The sequence below is a fragment of the Streptomyces lancefieldiae genome, assembly GCF_031845825.1.
In the GTDB taxonomy this organism is placed as follows: domain Bacteria; phylum Actinomycetota; class Actinomycetes; order Streptomycetales; family Streptomycetaceae; genus Streptomyces; species Streptomyces lancefieldiae.
Window position 1 is genome coordinate 193,213 of record NZ_JAVRFH010000009.1, and the last position, 16,319, is coordinate 209,531.

The window sequence follows — 16,319 nt, forward strand, 5'->3', positions numbered from 1 at the left end:
GGGGCTACCCGTCGGTAGCTCTTACTGACAGGCTGTCTACGCAACGACGTCATCGTTCGCGTGTTCCCGAAACGTTCGTGTGTTCCCGACAAGGAGCCCCATGACCGCCACGCTCTCCTTCACGGCCCCCACCGGGCACGGTCCGCTGGACGTCACCCTCGCCCACACGCGCGTGGGCACCGGCGAGCCGCTGCTCCTGCTGCACGGCATAGGTCACCACTGGCAGGCCTGGGGCCCCGTGGTCGACATCCTCGCGACCGAGCGCGAGGTGATCGCGGTGGATCTGCCGGGGTTCGGACAGTCGTCCGCACTGCCGCGCGGACTGCCGCACGACCTGCCGACGACCACCGAGGTGCTGAGCGCCTTCTGCGCGGCGCTGGGAATCGACCGGCCGCACGTGGCCGGCAACTCGCTGGGCGGCCTGCTGGCCCTGGAACTGGGCCGCCGGAACCTCGTGCGGTCGGTCACCGCCCTGTCTCCGGCCGGGTTCTGGACGCAGGCCGAGCGGCGCTACGCCTTCGGCGTCCTGCGGGGGATGCACCGGACCGCGCGCGGACTGCCCCTCCCGCTGGTCGAGCGGCTCTCCCGCACCGCGGCCGGCCGGACCGCCCTGACCAGCACGATCTACGCCCGCCCCGGCCGCCGCTCCCCCGAGGCCGTGGTCGCCGAGACCCTCGCCCTGGCCCACGCCGAGGGGTTCCACGAGACGCTGCGGGCCGGACGGAGCGTGCTGTTCACCGACGACGTCCCCGGCATCCCCGTCACCGTGGCATGGGGCAACCGGGACCGGCTGCTCCTGCCCCGGCAGGGGGTACGCGCCAAGCACACCATTCCGCGGGCCCGGCTGGTGCGGCTGCCCGGCTGCGGCCACGTCCCGATGAACGACGACCCGGCCCTGGTCGCCCGCGTCCTCCTGGACGGCAGTCGCGCCCAGGAGGCGAGCGCCCTGAGGACCTCCGTCACCGCGGTCGGGTGGTGAAGCATGCGCACGGTCTCCGGATGGACGCTCCGCAGGGCGACGCCGGCCAGGTAGCGGCCCTGCACCTGCTCCAGGGCGCACGGGTCCTCCGTGGAACCCCGGGCCGCGGCGTCCGCCACTCCCACTGACGCCCGGCCCCCTCCAACCCGCCGTAAAGTGGGGACGATTGGGCAGACGCGACGCTCGGGGGGCGCCTTCATGACATCCGTGCCGACCGGTGCGGGCGGCCCGCCGGGCTCCACCGACCGCAGTGCCGCGTGGGAACTGCTGCTGCCCGCCGCCTCCGCACCGGCACGCGCACGTGGCCGCGCCCTCCAGGCGGCGCTGCGGGAGGCGGTCCGCTCGGGCAGGCTGACGCCGGGCACGCGCCTGCCGTCGAGCCGGGACCTCGCCGCCGACCTCGGGGTGTCGCGTGGGCTGGTGACGGATGCGTACGAGCAGTTGACCGCCGAGGGATACCTGCGCAGCGGGCTGGGCGCGGGGACCTGGGTGGGCGACGCGGTACGGGCGGCCCGCCCACGCGCGCGTGACCTCGCCCCGCGCTCCCCGGGCGCCCGGGCCGACTTCGTGCCGGGGACGCCGGACCTGTCGCTCTTCCCGCGTGCGGCGTGGGCGGCGGCGCAGCGGGGCGTGCTGACGGAGCTGCCCCACGAGGGCCTCGGCTATCCCGACCCGCGTGGACTGCCCCGGCTGCGGACCGCGCTGGCCGAGCTGCTCGCACGGCGCCGCGGTGTGGCGGCGGACCCGGAGCGGATCGTGGTGGTCTCCGGGGTGGCGCAGGCGTCGGCGCTGCTCGGAAGCGTCCTCCACGCGCGCGGGACACGCCGCGTCGGCGTGGAGGACCCCGGCAGTCCGCAGCACGAGGCCCTGTACGCGTCGGCGGGCGTCAGCACCGTGCCGCTGCCCCTGGACGCCGAGGGACTCGCCGTCGGCCCGCTGCGCGCCTCGGGGGTACGGGCCGTCGTGACGACGCCCGCGCACCAGTTCCCGACGGGGATCGCCTACTCCGCGCGGCGGCGCGCCGAACTGCTGGACTGGGCGCGGTCCGTGGACGGTCTCCTCCTCGAGGACGACTACGACGGCGACTTCCGCTACGACCGCGCTCCCGTGGGCGCGCTCCAGGGGCTCGATCCGGAACACGTCGCCTACACGGGTTCGGTCAGCAAGTCCCTCGCCCCGGGGCTGCGACTGGGCTGGCTGCTGGTACCGGAGTGGCTGGCGGACGACGTCGTCGAGCGCAAACGCACCATGGACCTCGGGCATCCGGCCCTCGACCAGGCCCTCTTCGCCCGGTTCGTGGAGCGCGGCGACTACGACCGCCAGTTGCGCGTCTGCCAGCGCGCCTACCGTGAGCGGCGCGACGCGCTGGTCGCCGCGCTCGAGGAACACTTTCCCGGCGCGGAGGTCTCCGGCATCGCCGCCGGCCTGCACGCCATCGCCGCGCTTCCCGAGCGGTACGGCCCCCAGGGGCGCTTCCTGGCGCGCGTGGCGGAGGCCGGGGTCGCGGTGCGTTCGCTGGCGGAGTACGGGCACGCGGTGGGCGGCGAGGAGGCGGGGAAGGAGGTGCGGCTGGTGCTGGGGTACGCGCACCTGACGCCGGGGCGGATCCGGTCGGGGGTGGAGCTGATGGCACGGGCCGTGTGACCGGGCGGGTGAGGTGCCCCGTGCGCGGGCGTCCGGTTGTCGGCGGCGGCGGACGTGGCTTCGCCACCGCACACCACGTGTGGCCCGGGCGCGGGCGTCCCGTTGTTCACCGGGTGTTTCCGTGGCCGCCGCGCCGCGCCAGTAGGTCTGGCTCTGCACACCGGCCGCACCACTGGCCGGATCCCGTCCCTGGAGGCGCATCCATGTCACACCATCCGTTGCCCGGTCGCCGCAGCGTGCTGCGCGGCTCCCTCGCCGCGTCGGCGGCCCTGACCATGCCCACGGCCCTCGGGGCGGCGCCGGCGTTCGCCCGCTCCGGGCGGCCGGGAGCGGGCTGGGGCGTGCAGACGGGAGACGTGACCTCCCACTCGGGTCTGGTGTGGGTGCGCTCCGACCGGCCGGCCCGGATGATCGTCGAGACGTCCGCGACCGAGTCGTTCCGCAACCCGCGCCGCTGGCACGGCCCCTTGCTCGGCCGGGACACGGACTTCACCGGCACCACCCGGCTGCGCGGCCTGCCCCCGGGCGAGCAGATCCACTACCGCGTCCTCCTCGCCGACCCGGACGATCCGCGCCGCACCGGCGAACCGGTGCCCGGCACCTTCCGCACGGTGCCGGTCCGCCGGCGCGACGGCGTGCGGTTCGTGTGGTCCGGCGACCTGGCGGGCCAGGGCTGGGGCATCAACCCCGACCTCGGCGGCTACCGCATCTACGACGCGATGGGCGCGCTGGACCCGGACTTCTTCCTGTGCAGCGGCGACAACATCTACGCCGACGGCCCCATCCCGTCGACGGCCGCCCTGCCCGACGGCAGCACGTGGCGGAACATCACCACCGAGGAGAAGTCCAAGGTCGCCGAGACCCTGGCCGAGTTCCGCGGCAACTTCCGCTACAACCTGCTCGACGAGAACCTGCGCCGCTTCAACGCCCAGGTCCCGTCGGTCGTCCAGTGGGACGACCACGAGGTGCGCAACAACTGGTACCCGGGCCAGGTGATCGCGGAGACCGACAGCCGCTACACCGAGAAGAGCGTGGACGTACTGGCCGCCCGGGCGCGGCGGGCGTTCGGCGAGTACTTCCCGATCTCCACGCTGCGCCCCGGCGCGCGGGAGGGGCGCGTGCACCGGGTCCTCCACCAGGGCCCGCTGCTGGACGTGTTCGTGCTGGACATGCGGACATACCGCGACGCCAACTCGCCCGGCGACCAGACCGTGGACCCGCAGGGCATCCTGGGCCGTGAGCAACTGGAGTGGCTCAAGAGGGAGTTGTCGCGCTCGCGCGCGGTGTGGAAGGTGATCGCCGCCGACATGCCCATCGGGCTGGTCGTGCCCGACACCACCGAGGGGAGGGCGAACGTCGAGGCGGTGGCGCAGGGTGATCCCGGGGCACCGCTGGGCCGCGAGCTGCAGATCGCCGAGCTGCTGCGCTTCGTCAAGCACCGGCGGATCACCGGCACGGTGTGGCTGACGGCCGACGTGCACCACACCTCGGCACAGCACTACCAGCCCGCCCGCGCGGCGTTCACCGATTTCGAGCCGTTCTGGGAGTTCGTCTCCGGGCCGCTCAACGCGGGCGCGTTCCCGGCCAGCGCCCTCGACGGCACCTTCGGCCCGGAGCGGGTGTTCGTGAAGGCGCCGACCGCCTCGAACGTCTCTCCCGCGGGGGGTTACCAGTTCTTCGGCGAGGTCGAGATCGACGGCGACAGCGCCGAGATGACGGTGCGGCTGCGGGAGCAGGACGGCACGGTGCTCTTCACGAAGGTGCTCCGGCCGGGCCGGGTCGGCCAGTAGTTCAGTAACCTGTCGGGTGTGGCCGCGCACCGGCGTCATCCCCCGGTGCGCGGCTCCTCCGGTCGGCTGCCTCCTCACTGGTAAAAAGAGCAACAAATGTCCCAGAAGCCTTCTTTACCCATCGGTCACAGAGCGTTCGCGACCACGCAACACCGTTCCTTCACAGTGGCCGCATGAGTCGAGACATGTCTGATGTGACGGATGCCGTGGCGCGCCTCGTCGAGCACGGCCCCGCGGTGCCCGCCATGCTGCTGGCCCCGGTGGCCGCCCTGATCGCCACGGCGGGCTTCCACACCCGGTGGTCACGGCGCCACGGACACGCCCCACCGGCGGACGATACCGGCGCCCGGCCGCCGACCACCGGGGAGCGGGCCGGGCCGTCCGACCGGAACGACGGGCCAGTGCCGGGGACGGCGGCGGAAGCCGGGGCCGGGTCCACGGCCGGCACCGACGCCGGGGACAGCGCGCTGTGGCGGATGCGGACGACGGTGCGGGACGCTCCGGGATCGCTGGCCGTGCTGTGCGCGGCCCTCGCCGACCGGCGGGTCGACATCCTGAGCCTGCAGACGCACCCGCTCGCCGAGGGCACGGTGGACGAGTTCCTGCTCCGCGCCCCGGGTGAGCTGACCGGGTCCGAACTGGCCGACGTGGTGTCGACGGCGGGCGGCGCCGACACCTGGACCGAGCGGGCGGACGCCCACGATCTGGTGGACGCGCCGACCCGGGCACTGGGGCTGGCGACCCGGACCGCCCTGGACCCGGCGGAACTTCCGCTGGTGCTGCGGCAGTTGCTGGGCCGGTGCACCATCCGGTCACTGCCCGCGGCGGTCCGAGGACGTACGACGGACGACGTGCCGCCGGAGGGCGCCCTGGAGGACACCGTGCTGCGGCTGCGCGCGCCGGAGGGCGGAGTGATCAGCGTGGAGCGGCCGTATCTGCCCTTCACCCCGGCCGAGTTCGCCAGGGCGCGGGCGCTGGTCGAGCTGGACGCCCGGCTCGGCCCCCGCGTCCCCCGCGGCCAGGACGTGCTGACGCTGCCCGAGGGGAGCGACATCACGGTCCGCAGGGCCGACACCCGTGACGTTCCGGCGGCGAAGGCGATGCACGAGCGGTGCTCGGCGCAGACGCTCGCCCTGCGGTACCACGGACCGGTCAAGGACGCCGACCGGTATCTGAACCACCTGCTCAGCCCACGCTTCGGCCGCACCCTCGCCGTGCAGAGCGCCTCCGGGCGGATCGTCGGCCTGGGTCATCTGATGTGGGACGGGGACGAGACGGAGGTGGCGCTGCTCGTCGAGGACGCGTGGCAGCGTCGCGGCATCGGCGGCGAACTCCTCGGCCGCCTCGTCGCGATGGCGGCGGAGACGGGGTGCGAGAGCGTGTACGCGGTGACGCAGGCCTCCAACACCGGCATGGTCGCCGCGATGCGCGGCCTGGGCCTCCCCCTCGACTACCAGATCGAGGAGGGGACCCTGGTCATCACGGCCCGCCTGGACGCCGCGGCCCGGGCCGCGGCGCGGCTGACACACGGGGAGCGGATCGGCACGGAGTGAGCGGGCGGGCGGTGTCGCGGTCAGTCGGCCCGCGACAGCGCCTCCCGCGGCGGGATCGCCTCGGCCGCCCGCTCCCCCAGCGCCCGGTCCAGGTCGGCCCACAGGTCGTCGACGTCCTCCAGGCCGACCGACAGCCGCAGCAGCCGGTCGCCGACGCCGGCGCCCTTGCGGTCGTCGGCGTCCACGATGCGGTGGCTGATGGACGCCGGGTGCTGGATGAGCGTGTCGACGCTGCCGAGGCTCACGGCCGGGGTGATCAGACGGACGCGGCCTATGACCTCGTGCGGGTCGCCGCGGACCTCGAAGGAGACCATCGCGCCGCCGATGCGCGGATAGTGGACGCGGGCCACGCGCGGATCGGCGGCGAGCCGCTCGGCGAGTGCAGCGGCGTTCGCGGAGGCGGCCCGTACCCGCACGGGCAGGGTCGACAGCCCGCGCAGCAGGAGATAGCCGGCCAGTGGGTGCAGCACGCCGCCCGTGGCGAACCGGACCTGCCGCAGCCGCCCCGCGAACTCCTCGTCGCAGGCCACCACACCGGCCAGCACGTCCCCGTGCCCGCCGAGGTACTTGGTGGCGCTGTGCAGCACCAGCCGGGCGCCCTGCCCGGCGGGACGCTGGAGGACGGGCGTGGCGAAGGTGTTGTCCACCAGCAGCGGCACCGACCCGCAGGCGTGGGCGACGGCCCGCAGGTCCACCTCGGCCAGCGTGGGATTGGCCGGTGACTCCACGAGCACCAGGCCGGTGTCCGGGCGCAGCGCGTCGGCGATCCCCGCCGGGTCGGTCCAGGTGACCTCCGAGCCGAGCAGCCCCGCGGTCAGCAGATGGTCGCTGCAGCCGTACAGGGGCCGTACGGCGACCACGTGCCGCAGCCCCACCGAACCGCGGACCAGCAGGACGGCGCTGAGTGCGGCCATGCCGCTGGCGAAGGCGACGGCGGCCTCGGTGCCCTCCAGGCGGGCCAGCGCCGTCTCGAAGCGGGCGACGGTCGGATTGCCGAGGCGGCCGTAGACCGGCGGGCCCTGCGGGTCGGCGCCGGTGGTGGCGAACGCGTCGATGCGGGCGGCCTCGCCGCGGCTGTCGTACGACGGGTAGGTCGTGGACAGGTCGATGGGCGGGGCGTGCAGTCCCAGGCCGGCGAGGTCGTCGCGGCCGGCGTGCACGGCCTCGGTGGCCAGTGCCCTGCCCGTGGGTGCGGTGGTGCGTACGTCGTCGGACGGTGACGTGGGCGTGCGCGCGGGTTCCATGGACCGAAGGGTGAACACCGACCGGGTCGCCGGGGCCGCGGCCCGTGTTACGTTCGGCCCATGGCCGCATCTGTCGTACTGGATCCGGTGGATCTTCATCTGCTGCGGCTGCTGCAGAACGACGCCCGGACCACCTACCGCGATCTCGCCGCCCAGGTCGGCGTCGCCCCCTCGACCTGCCTGGACCGGGTGACCCGGCTGCGACGTGCCGGGGTGATCCTCGGCCATCGGCTCGAACTGGACCCGGCGAAGCTGGGGCGCGGCCTGCAGGCGCTGCTGTCGGTCCAGGTGCGCCCGCACCGGCGGGAGTTGGTCGGCCCGTTCGTGGAGCGGATCCGGGCGCTCGCCGAGTCGCGCACCGTCTTCCATCTCACCGGCCCGGACGACTACCTCGTCCATGTCGCGGTCGCGGACATGACGGATCTGCAGCGGCTGGTCCTGGACGAGTTCACGTCCCGGCGGGAGGTGGCGCGCGTCGAGACACGGCTGATCTTCCAGCAGTGGGAGTGCGGGCCCCTGCTCCCGCCCGCGGCACCCGAGGCCACGCCCTGAGCGAAATCCGGCCGCACGCGGTACCGGGCGGCGCCGACCGGGCTGACGCGGCACCGGTATCCGTACGAGGATGTCCGCATGTCAGAGACCAAGAGCCCGCTGCCCCGCGAGGTCGCCGACGCCTACGTCGACGAGCTCATCGCCCTCGACCCGGTCACGGGTACGTACCTCGGCGTGGCCGAGAGTTCCAGCCGCCTGCCCGACTTCTCACCCGCGGGTCAGGAGGCCCTCGCGGAGCTGGCGCGGGCCACGCTCGCCCGGCTCGACGAGGCGGAGCGCAGGCCCGGCGGGGACAGCGACGTGGAGCGGCGCTGCGCCCGGCTGCTGCGCGAGCGGCTCACCGCCGAACTCGCGGTGCACGAGGCGGCGGAGGGCCTGCGCTCGGTCGGCAACATGGGCACCGCCGCGCACTCGGTGCGCGAGGTCTTCACGGTGACGCCGGCACGGACGGACGAGGACTGGTCCAGGATCGCCGAGCGGCTGCGCGCGGTACCGGCCGCGCTCGCGGGCTACCGCCAGTCCCTGGCCCTCGGTCTGGACCGGAAGGTGTACGCGGCTCCGCGGCCGACCGCCACCTTCGTCGAACAACTCGGCGAGTGGGCGGACACGGGTGAGGGCCGCGGCTGGTTCGAGGACTTCGCGTCGGGTGGCCCCGACGCGCTGCGCGCCGAACTGGACGAGGCGGCCCGGGGCGCGACCACGGCCGTGGCGGAGCTGCGGGAGTGGTTGCGCGACGTGTACGCGCCGACGATCGAGGGCGCCCCGAACACGGTGGGCCGGGAGCGCTACGCCCGCTGGTCGCGCTACTACAACGGCACGGATCTGGACCTGGACGAGGCGTACGCGTACGGCTGGGCGGAGTACCACCGGCTGCTCGGCGAGATGAAGCAGGAGGCGGAGAAGATCCTGCCGGGTGCCGAGACGCCCTGGGTGGCGCTGGCGCACCTGGACGAGCACGGCAAGCACATCGAGGGCGTCGACGAGGTCCGCGACTGGCTGCAGGGCCTGATGGACCAGGCGATCGACGCGCTGGACGGCACGCACTTCGAACTCGCCGAGCGGGTGCGGAAGGTGGAGTCGCGGATCGCCCCGCCCGGCAGCGCGGCGGCCCCCTACTACACGCCCCCGTCGGAGGACTTCTCACGCCCCGGCCGCACCTGGCTGCCGACGATGGGACTCACCCGCTTCCCGGTCTACGACCTGGTCTCCACCTGGTACCACGAGGGTGTCCCGGGCCACCACCTCCAGCTCGCCCAGTGGGCGCACGTCGCTCAGGACCTCTCCCGCTACCAGGCCTCGGTCGGCATGGTCAGCGCCAACGCCGAGGGCTGGGCGCTGTACGCGGAGCGGCTGATGGACGAGCTGGGCTTCCTCACGGACGCGGAGCAGCGGCTCGGCTACCTGGACGCGCAGATGATGCGTGCCGTCCGGGTCATCGTGGACATCGGCATGCACCTGGAGCTGGAGATCCCCGCGGACTCCCCGTTCCACCCCGGTGAGCGCTGGACGCCGGAGCTGGCGCAGGAGTTCTTCGGCGCCCACAGCAGCCGCCCGGCGGACTTCGTGGAGAGCGAGCTGACCCGGTACCTGACGATCCCGGGCCAGGCGATCGGCTACAAGCTCGGCGAGCGGGCATGGCTGCTGGGCCGGGAGAACGCCCGCGCGCGGCACGGTGACGCCTTCGACCCGAAGGCCTGGCACATGGCGGCCCTCTCCCAGGGCTCGCTGGGCCTGGACGACCTGGTGGACGAGCTGTCCCGGCTCTGAGTCCGGGTCACCTCCTGAAGCCGCCCTCCGAGTCGACGACCTGACCGGTGACCCACTCGGCCTCGTCCGTGGCGAGCCAGGCGATGAGCCGGGCCGGGTCGTCGGGCATGCCCCACCGTCCGCCGGGGAAGCACGCGGCGACGGCCTCGTAGGCGTCGCCGGTCAGGTAACCGGTGTCCACGGGGCCGGGGTTGACCGCGTTCACGGTGACGGCGTGCTCGGCGAGCGTCGTCGACAGGGAGCGCGTGACGGAGGCGAGCGCGCCCTTCTGCAGCGCGTAGGCGATCTCGCCGGGCATGCCGCCCGCGATGTCCTGGCCGGAGGTCATCAGCACGACGCGTCCGCCGGGTGTGCGGGGCGGCAGCGCGGCGCGCAGCCGGGCGTACGCCTGGACGAGCAGCAGGACCGAGCGGGTGTCGACCTGCCAGTGCGCGTCGAGCATGGCGGCGTCGATCGTGTCGAGGGTGCCGTCAAAGCCGTTGAGGGCGTGGTTGGCGACCAGGATGTCCAGTCGCCCGCCCAGCGCTTCGCGGGCGGTGGCGACGAGTTCACCGGGTGCGGCCGGGTCGGCGAGGTCTTTGGGGCCCGCCGTCACGGTGGCGTCCGGGTCGCCGAGCGCCGCCCGCACGGAGGCGACCACGTCCTCGATCCGGTCGGCACCCCACGGCATGGCGGCGTCGTGCGGGACGTGGTGGTGCAGGTGGACGCTCGCCCCGTAGGCGGCGAGCCGTCGGGCCACGGCGTGGCCGATGCCGCCGCGCCGGCTGGCTCCGGTGACGAGGGCGGTCCGGCCGCGCAGGGGCAGGGGGTCGCGGCGCAGGTCTTCGGGGGCGGGGTGCGGAAGTCGTGGCATGGGCAGCCATGATGGGCGGCCGGCGGCCGCGACGCACCCGATTAACCCGGTGGCCGGTCCGGTGGCCCGTGAGCCGCCGCAGTCGTACGGCGTTCAGCCAGGCCGCGGGCCCAGGCGAGCCTCGGCCGCGCGCACCGTGCACCGTGCACCGTGCACCGACCGGGATCGAGGGCGACCCGCACGTGGCCCGTCCCGGTCGCGAGCGGAGCCGGGCCGGGCGACGTCGAACACCGGCACGGGGCCGGGCACCTGCCCGGACAGCGCGCGCTGCCACTCGGCCGTGTCGGGGGCCGCCGGGACACCCGCGAACACCTCACCCGCGAGTCCGCGGCCCACGGGCGGACAAAGGTGCCCTGGCCGGACAGGCAGGCGGTGGAGACGGGTTCGTCGCCGAGCATCAGGGCCGTGGAGTCGCCGACCGGGAGGAGACCGACATGGCCGTCGGCCTCACAGCCCCGGTCGTGGCCGGAGGCCGTCTCCTCGCCGTCGGGCCGGTCCACAACGGCAGGACCGTCTCCGGAACCGCTGTGAGCGGTCCGCCGCCCGACTCCGCCCGTTCCACCGCGCCCGGCTCCGCGTGTCGCACCCTGCGGCGGAACCCGCACGCGCCTCAGCAGCCGCAGTCGGCCGCGTCCAGCGGGGCGGTCAGGGGGTCGGCGGCGCGGCGTTCGCCGCCCTGCCAGGTCTCGTACGCGAAGCCCTCGCGCACCCAGTACTCGAAGCCGCCGAGCATCTCCTTGACGCGGTAGCCGAGTTCGGCCAAGGCCAGGGCCGCCCGGGTCGCGCCGTTGCAGCCGGGGCCCCAGCAGTACGTCACGACGGGCACGGCCGGGTCGAGGAGGCGGCCGGCCTGTTCGGGGACGAGCGCGGTGGGCAGGTGGACGGCGCCGGGGACGTGGCCCTGGTCCCAGGACTCGGTGGAGCGGGTGTCCACGAGGACGAACCCGGGGTCGCCGTCGGCCGCGAGCGCGGCCGCGACGTCGGAGACGTCCGCGTGGAAGGCGAGGCTCGCCCGGAAGTACGCAGCGGCTTCGGCGGGGTCCGCGGGGGCGACGCGCAGAACGGGGTTCGTGGTGGTGACGCTCATGGTCCGGCCTTTCCTCGGTGGATCTTCTAGCCAGAAATCTACGGTCCGCGGGCACCTCCCCTGAAGGGAGATTCCGCGGTCACGACCTTGTTCCGCCGGGGATTGCCTGCTATCCATCCTGGATGACCACGCATTCCCCGGACGCCACCGACTGGCGCATCCTCGATGTCCTCCAGCGGGACGGGCGGGCCAGCTTCGCCGAGCTGGCCCGTGCCGTCTCCATGTCCGCGAGCGCGGTGACCGAGCGGGTGCGCCGACTGGAGGAGGCGGGGGTGATCCAGGGGTACGCGGCGGTCGTCGAACCGGACCGGCTGGGGCTGCCGATCCTGGCCTTCGTCCGGCTGCGCCATCCGACGGGCAACTACAAGCCGTTCCACGACCTGGTCGCGGTCACGCCCGAGATCCTCGAGGCGCACCACGTGACGGGGGACGACTGCTTCGTCATCAAGGTCGCGGCGCGTTCGATGCGGCATCTGGAGGAGGTGTCGGGCCGGATCGGCACGCTGGGCTCGGTCACGACGAGCGTCGTCTACTCCTCGCCGCTCCCCCGCCGGCCCCTGAGCCGCTGAGGCCGCCGGGGCCTCTCAGCCGGCGCCCCGCTGCCGCAGCACCGAGCCCGTCCGTCCCTTCACCACCTCCAGTTGGGCGTGGATCCTCCGCCTCAGGTCGGCGACGTGGCTGACGATGCCGACGCTGCGGTCCCGTTCGCGCAGCGAGTCGAGGACGTCGAGGACCTCGTCGAGGGTCTGGTCGTCGAGGCTGCCGAAGCCCTCGTCGATGAAGAGGGTGTCCAGGCGGACGCCGCCGGCCTCGTCCGTGACGACGTCGGCGAGGCCGAGTGCGAGGGCGAGCGAGGCGAAGAACGTCTCACCGCCGGACAGCGTCGCCGTGTCGCGCTCGCGGCCGGTCCAGGCGTCGACCACGTGCAGCCCGAGGCCACTGCGCCCGCGTCCGGTGCGGTCGTCGGAGTGGACGAGGGTGTAGCGGCCGGAGGACATGCGCTGCAGCCGCGCGGTCGCGGCGGCGGCGACCTGTTCGAGGCGGGCCGCGAGCACGTACGACTCCAGGCGCATCTTGCGTTCGTTGTCCGCCGAGGTGCCCGCGGTGAGGGAGGCGAGGCGGGCGACGCGGTCGTGCTCCTCGCGCAGCGGGGCGAGCCGCCGTACGGCGGTGGTGGCGTGTGCGGACAGCCGGTCGAGTTCGGCGCAGCGCCGGGCGGCGGCGTCCCGCACCGAGGAGGCGTCGCGCAGCCGGCGGCCCACGTCGGCGGCGGTGTGTTCCGCCGTGGCCAGGTCGGCGGGTGGCCGCTGGGCCGCGGCGGCGGTGTCGGCCTCGGTGAGGACCGCGCGGACGGCGGACTCCTCCACGTCCCATGCGTCGAGCCGGCGTTGCAGTTCGCGGTGGGCGGCGTCGTCGAGCAGCGCGGCGGCCGCGTCCCGCGGCGTGTCGAAGCCGGCGCGGAAGGCGGCGTCGGCGAGGCGTGCGTCGGCGGCCTTGAGCCGCTGGGCGGTGTCCTCGGCGACGCGGGCGGCGTCGGCGGCCTCCGTCAGCAGCGCGGCCCGGTGCTCCAGCTGGGCGGCCCGCGCCGCCACGCTGTCCGCGGTGCCGCGGGCCCGCGTCAACTCCTCCTCCAGCGCGACACGTTCGCGCTCCAGTCGTTCCCGGTTGCCGACCCTGGAGGCGGCCCGGACGGCTGCCTGCTGCTGAGCGGCGATCCGCCGCTCGCGCTCCTGCTCCGCCCGGCGCAACTCCTCCTGCGCGGCGTGCAGCCCGGAGGCACCGGATCGGGCCCGGGCGTACGACCGCTCCAGTTCCTCGGCCTCCTCGGCCAGCCGGGCGGTGGGCGTCTCTCCCGCCTCCGCCGTGGCGGCGGAGAGTGCCTCCCGTACGGCGGCGAGGTGCCGTTCCGCTTCGGCGCGCCGCTCGTCGGCGTCCTGGTGGGCGGCGAGGGCGCGCTCCTCCGCCGCTCGGTCGACGTGCCCGGCGATCTTGCGGGCGGGGGCGGGGTGCTCGGTGGCGCCGCACACGGCGCACGGTGCGCCGTCGGTGAGGTTCGCGGCGAGTTCGGCGGCGATGCCGTTCAGCCGCTGTTCCTTGAGGTCGAGCCAGTGGACGCGGGCCCCGACGGCGCGTTCGGCCGCGGCGACGGCCTGCCGCTGTGCCTCCTGCGTGTCCATGGCGAACCGGTCCCGTTGCCGGGCGGCACTCAGCCGCCGCTGCGCCGGGTCGCGCTGTCCGGCGAGCTGTTCGGCACGGGTCGCGGCCTCCTGCGCGGAGTCGACGCGGGCCTGCAGCCGGGTGCGGGTGGCCTCCCAGTCGGCGAGCCAGGTGTCCGCCTCGAGCAGGGCGTCCTGGTCGGCGCGCTCCTGGCGGTCCAGCCCGGCCCGCTCCTCGACCAGTTCGGCGAGGCGCCGTTCGGCCCGCCGGGCCGACGCCAGGCCGCCGAGTTCCTCGGCGGCCCGGCGCGCGGCGGCGGCCAGCCCGGCGGCGCCGGCGTCCGCGAGGGCGTCGGGCAGCAGGTCCCGCGCGCGCGCCTCCAAGGCCGCCGCCCGCCGGTGTTCGGTATCGGCGGCGTCCCTCAACTCCAGTGCGGGCGCCACCGCTTCGGCCTTGCGGGCCCGCTCCATGCGGTGCTGCGCCGCACGGTGGGCGTCGGCCCGCTGGGCCAGTCGCCCGGCTCGCTCCCGCGCCTCGGCGAACCGCCGCTGCAGCCGGTCCAGTTCCCGTGCCTCGGCCAGTTCGCGTTCGGCGGCGGCCTGGGCGGACTCGGTGGCCGCGAGGCGACAGTCGGCGATGGTCAGCAGCTCACGGGCCGTGCTGCGGGCGACGGCCGCGGCTCCGAGGACGGCTTCGGCCAGCCCCGGCTCGCCCGGCGCGAGCTCCGGCAGCACCATGGCGTCACCGGCGGCCTGCTGCATCCGGTGGGCGTCGGCCAGCAGCGCGGCGTCGCCCTCGCGCACCTGGGCCTCGGTCGTGCGGCGCCGCTCGGCGAGGCGCTTCTCGGCCTCGGCGAAGCGCCGGGTGTCGAAGAGCCGGCCGAGCAGTTTGCCGCGGGCCTCGGCGTCGGCGCGCAGGAAGCGCGCGAAGTCGCCCTGGGGCAGCAGCACGACCTGGCAGAACTGCTCGCGGCTCATGCCGAGCAGCTGGGTGATCTCCTCGCCGATCTCCTGGTGGGAGCGGCTGAGGTCCTTCCAGGCACCGGCCGTCGCGTCGTACTCGCGCAGCCAGGTCTGGGCCTTGTCGACGGTCGTGCCCTTGCCGCGCAGCTTGGGGCGTTCCCAGGGCGGCTGCCGGGTGATCTCCAGCCGGCGTCCCGCCACGGTGAGTTCGAGGCGGACCTCGGTGCGGGTGCTGACGGGCGCGTGGTCGCTGCGCAGCGTCATGCCCTGCCCGCTCTGCCGGGCGCCCGGCACCGAGCCGTACAGCGCGTAGCAGACGGCGTCGAGGACGGAGGTCTTGCCGGCGCCGGTCGGTCCGTGCAGGAGGAACAGTCCGGCCGCCGACAACTCGTCGAAGTCGACGCTCTGCGCGGCTCCGAAGGGACCAAAGGCGGTGATGACCAGCCGGTGAAGCCTCACCGGGCCACCTCTCGCACGGTCTCGTCCGCGCGCACCGCGTCGAAGGCGTCACGCAGCACGATCTGTTCGTGGTCGTCGGGACCGGCGCCGCGCACGTGCGTCACGAAGTCCTCCGCTATCTGCTGGTCGCTGCGGCCCGCGACGCGCCGGGCGTAGGAGACGGCCGGGTCGTCCGGGGCACGCTCGGGGGCGAAGACGAGGCTGAGCGTGTGCGGGAAGCGGTCGGTGAGCCGGGCCATGGGGTCGGCCGGGCGGACCGGGTCGGTGAGGGTCACCTCCACCCACGCCTCCTCGTGCCGGCTCAGCTCGGGGTCGGCGAGCAGGTCCTCCAGGGTGCCCCGCAGCCGGGCCAGCGGGCGCGGCACCGGGCAGTCGACGCGCTCGGCGGTGACCGAGCCGTCGGCGTCGAGGTCGACGAGCCACATGCTCTTGCGGTGCGCGGCCTCCGAGAAGGAGTACGGCAGCGGGGAGCCGGAGTAGCGGACGCGCTCGGTGAGGGTCTGGCAGCCGTGCAGATGCCCGAGCGCCACGTAGTCGACGCCGTCGAAGACGCCGGAGGGCACGGCGGCGACCCCGCCGACGGTGATGTCCCGCTCGCTGTCGCTCTGCTCGCCGCCGGTGACGAAGGCGTGCGCGAGGACCACGGAACGCGTTCCCCGCGCGCGGGTGGCGAGGTCGGCGCGGACCCGGTCCATGGCGGCGGCCAGCACGGTCTCGTGGCCCGCCTTCTCCACCCCGAACTCGGTCTTCACCAGGGCGGGTTCGAGATAGGGCAGCCCGTAGAAGGCAACCTCTCCGTGGGCGTCCTCCAGCACCACCGGGGTTCCGCACCCGGCCGGGTCGGTGCGCAGGTGGATGCCGGCGCGGTCGATGAGTCCGGCGCCGACGCCGAGGCGGCGGGCCGAGTCGTGGTTGCCGGAGATCATCACCGTCGGCACGCCGAGGTCGGCGAGGCGGTGCAGGGCGTCGTCGAACAGCTCGACCGCGGCGAGCGGCGGCACCGCGCGGTCGTACACGTCCCCCGACACGACCACGGCGTCGACGCCGTGCTCACGCACGGTCGCCACGAGGTGGCCGATGAACCCGGCCTGGGCGCCGAGCACGTTCACCCGGTGGAACGTCCGGCCGAGATGCCAGTCGGACGTGTGCAGCAATTTCATGAAACCGCTGTGACCTGCATGTTTAACCCCTATTACGCCTCATGAACCAGCACGAACCGGTACGGGCTCGCCGCCACCGCCCATCACGCTATCGCCTGTCGCCCTTTGGTCT

Annotated in this window: 12 protein-coding genes and 1 pseudogene; 7 read left to right on the plus strand and 6 right to left on the minus strand. The window is 74.5% G+C overall.

The window, feature by feature from the left end; all coding sequences use genetic code 11:
• Positions 1–100: 100 nt before the first annotated feature.
• From RM812_RS12065 to RM812_RS12080, 4 genes are all read left to right on the plus strand, one after another.
• Positions 101–979 (plus strand): alpha/beta fold hydrolase, encoded by an 879-nt coding sequence (locus RM812_RS12065; protein ID WP_311572468.1) that lies wholly within the window; start codon positions 101–103, stop codon positions 977–979.
• A 198-nt stretch (positions 980–1,177) separates the two neighbouring features.
• On the plus strand, positions 1,178–2,623 hold the full coding sequence (gene pdxR, locus RM812_RS12070) for a MocR-like pyridoxine biosynthesis transcription factor PdxR (RefSeq protein ID WP_311572469.1): 1,446 nt from the start codon (positions 1,178–1,180) through the stop codon (positions 2,621–2,623).
• Between the two features lie 203 nt (positions 2,624–2,826).
• Positions 2,827–4,413 carry an alkaline phosphatase D family protein gene (locus tag RM812_RS12075; RefSeq protein ID WP_311572470.1) on the plus strand — a complete coding sequence of 529 codons (1,587 nt, stop codon included), beginning with the start codon at positions 2,827–2,829 and terminating at the stop codon, positions 4,411–4,413.
• Between the two features lie 185 nt (positions 4,414–4,598).
• The gene (locus RM812_RS12080; protein WP_311572471.1) at positions 4,599–5,966 is read left to right on the plus strand and encodes a GNAT family N-acetyltransferase; all 1,368 of its coding nucleotides are present in this window, start codon (positions 4,599–4,601) and stop codon (positions 5,964–5,966) included.
• A 20-nt stretch (positions 5,967–5,986) separates the two neighbouring features.
• Here RM812_RS12080 and RM812_RS12085 read toward each other — a convergent pair whose 3' ends face one another.
• On the minus strand, positions 5,987–7,210 hold the full coding sequence (locus RM812_RS12085; RefSeq protein ID WP_311572472.1) for a trans-sulfuration enzyme family protein: 1,224 nt from the start codon (positions 7,208–7,210) through the stop codon (positions 5,987–5,989).
• Positions 7,211–7,270: 60 nt separating this feature from the next.
• Between RM812_RS12085 and RM812_RS12090 the strand changes: the two genes are divergently transcribed.
• Positions 7,271–7,762: an Lrp/AsnC family transcriptional regulator gene (locus RM812_RS12090; RefSeq protein WP_311572473.1), complete on the plus strand. Its 492-nt coding sequence runs from the start codon at positions 7,271–7,273 to the stop codon at positions 7,760–7,762.
• A gap of 78 nt (positions 7,763–7,840) precedes the next feature.
• On the plus strand, positions 7,841–9,529 hold the full coding sequence (locus tag RM812_RS12095; RefSeq protein WP_311572474.1) for a DUF885 domain-containing protein: 1,689 nt from the start codon (positions 7,841–7,843) through the stop codon (positions 9,527–9,529).
• 7 nt (positions 9,530–9,536) lie between these two features.
• Here the strand turns inward: RM812_RS12095 and RM812_RS12100 are convergent, their stop codons facing one another.
• The 3 genes and pseudogenes from RM812_RS12100 to RM812_RS12110 form a co-directional block, all read right to left on the minus strand.
• Positions 9,537–10,382, minus strand: coding sequence for an SDR family oxidoreductase (locus RM812_RS12100; RefSeq protein ID WP_311572475.1), 846 nt, complete (start codon positions 10,380–10,382; stop codon positions 9,537–9,539).
• A 70-nt stretch (positions 10,383–10,452) separates the two neighbouring features.
• A pseudogene (locus tag RM812_RS12105) lies at positions 10,453–10,968 on the minus strand (Imm21 family immunity protein); the annotation flags it as partial.
• A gap of 24 nt (positions 10,969–10,992) precedes the next feature.
• Positions 10,993–11,469, minus strand: a complete 477-nt coding sequence (locus RM812_RS12110; protein ID WP_311572476.1) for a rhodanese-like domain-containing protein — start codon at positions 11,467–11,469, stop codon at positions 10,993–10,995.
• Between the two features lie 122 nt (positions 11,470–11,591).
• On the opposite strand from RM812_RS12110, the gene RM812_RS12115 reads away from it, so the two are divergent.
• Positions 11,592–12,038, plus strand: a complete 447-nt coding sequence (locus RM812_RS12115) for an Lrp/AsnC family transcriptional regulator (RefSeq protein WP_311572477.1) — start codon at positions 11,592–11,594, stop codon at positions 12,036–12,038.
• 15 nt (positions 12,039–12,053) lie between these two features.
• Here RM812_RS12115 and RM812_RS12120 read toward each other — a convergent pair whose 3' ends face one another.
• A complete protein-coding gene (locus tag RM812_RS12120) occupies positions 12,054–15,047 on the minus strand; it encodes an SMC family ATPase (protein WP_311572478.1) in 2,994 nt (997 codons plus the stop codon).
• Positions 15,044–16,207: an exonuclease SbcCD subunit D gene (locus RM812_RS12125; RefSeq protein WP_311572479.1), complete on the minus strand. Its 1,164-nt coding sequence runs from the start codon at positions 16,205–16,207 to the stop codon at positions 15,044–15,046. The genes RM812_RS12120 and RM812_RS12125 overlap by 4 nt, the downstream gene beginning before the upstream one ends.
• Positions 16,208–16,319 lie beyond the last annotated feature (112 nt).